Source organism: Inquilinus sp. (assembly GCF_057815775.1).
The window spans coordinates 1-1,816 of record NZ_JBYRFX010000733.1 but is presented as its reverse complement, the minus strand read 5'-3'; the positions used below and the strand labels follow the sequence as shown (position 1 = coordinate 1,816).

Here is a 1,816-nt window from a genome sequence, read left to right as displayed (position 1 = left end):
GGGCGGGCCGCCGGGTCGCGGTGGTGGGCGGCGGGCAGAGCGCGGCGGAGGTCGTGCTCGACCTGCACGGGCGCTTCCCGGCGCTGGGGATCGACATGATCTTCCGCGGCCATGCGCTGAAGCCGTCCGACGACACGCCCTTCGTCAACGAGATCTTCGACCCTGATTTCACCGACGTCGTCTATCGCCAGCCGGAGGCGCGGCGGGACGAGCTGGTGCGAGGCTTCCGCAACACCAACTATGCCGTGGTCGATGCCGATCTGATCCAGCGGATCTACGGCATCCTGTACCAGCAGAAGGTGCAGGGTCCCGCCCGGCTGGCCCTGTCGCCGCGCAGCGACGTCGTGCAGGCCGCGGCCGGGGATGGCGGCATCGAGCTGCAGGTGGTCGACGGCCTCGTTGGCGCGCCGGCACTGCGGCGCTACGATGCCGTGGTGCTGGCCACCGGCTACGACCGCGACATCCGCAGCCGCTTCCTCTCGGCCATCGACCCTTATCTCGACGGCTTCTCGGTCGATCGCGACTATCGCCTGCGCACCCGGCCGGAGTTCCGGCCGCAGATCCACCTGCAGGGCTATTCCGAAGCCTCGCACGGCCTCAGCGACACCCTGCTCTCGGTGCTCGCCATCCGGTCGCAGGAGATCGCGAACTCCATCCTCGATGCCCAATCCGCCCGCATCGGCCTGGCGGTTGCCGGCCACCGGATCCGCCAGCTCGGACAGTAATCCCGGTCAAGTGTCGGTCAGGTGACGAAATCCCGGCGGTCCGGTTCCGCTGGCGCTGGAACGCCCGGCACCGGCGACTCCTTGCCCAGCCAGCGCTGGCGCAGGGATTCCCGCACCAGCATGCCGACGGCGGGGGAGTGCGGCCGGCCCCGGACGGTGACCAGCGCGACGTCGCGCCAGAATTCCGGCTCGACGCATCGGCGCGCCACCACGCCAGGATGGGTGATGGAGTATTCCGGGATGAAGCCGAAGCCCAGGCCGGCAGCGATCATCGCCAGCACCCAGTCGTCCCGTTCGCTGCCGTAGATCATCGGGCACTGCGCGTTCTGTGCCGCGAACACGGCGCTGGCATATTGGTAGATCTCGCAGTTGCGCCGGTTGACGTAGTTTTCGCCATCCAGGTCGCGGACGCGGATTTCCTGGCGGTCGGCCAGGCGATGGTCCGCGGCCAATGCGATCATGAAGGCCTCGCGGAACAGCTCGATATAATGCAGTCGGTCGTTCGGCTCCTCCCCCGGGATGCAGTAGATCGCCGCCTGCAGCTCGCCCGCCAGCAGTTTCTCCTCCAGTGTTTGGGCGCTGTCGTCGATCATCATCAGCTCGACCGCCGGATGCTTGCGCCGCACCGTGTCGATCAGGTCGAGGACGAGGGTCGGCGCGATCGTGCACATGATGCCCAGGCGCAGTTGCTGCCGCTGGCCCGCCGCCAGCTCCAGCGCCGTCCTCTTCGCCGCCAGGGACTGGTCATGGACCTGCTGCAGATAGGGCAGCATCAGGCGCCCGAGATCCGACAGATGGGTGTTCGCCCGCTCGCGGTGGAACAGCAGGCCGCCCAACTCCTCCTCCAGCAGCTTGATCGCCCGGGTCAGCGACGGCTGCGCCACGTGGCAGATTTCCGCCGCCCGGGTGAAGTTGCGGTGCTCGCACACGGCGAGAAAATATCGGATCTGGTGCATTTCCATGACGGCCCTCGACACGCTGGTCGGGGACCAGTTCGGTCGAACGGCCATCATGGGTGACACCTGCGTCCCTTCGCCCCACCGGGCGAGGGGGCGAGATCAGCCCCGCAGGCGCCGGACCCAGCGGAACAG

Annotated in this window: 2 protein-coding genes; one reads left to right on the top strand and one right to left on the bottom strand. The window is 68.2% G+C overall.

From position 1 onward, the window contains the following. On the top strand, positions 1–725 hold a 725-nt coding region (locus AC3XYG_RS25750), incomplete at its 5' end, for a SidA/IucD/PvdA family monooxygenase (RefSeq protein WP_489142726.1). A gap of 17 nt (positions 726–742) precedes the next feature. Here AC3XYG_RS25750 and AC3XYG_RS25745 read toward each other — a convergent pair. Further along, positions 743–1,687, bottom strand: a complete 945-nt coding sequence (locus AC3XYG_RS25745; RefSeq protein WP_489142725.1) for a LysR family transcriptional regulator — start codon at positions 1,685–1,687, stop codon at positions 743–745. Positions 1,688–1,816: the final 129 nt, after the last annotated feature.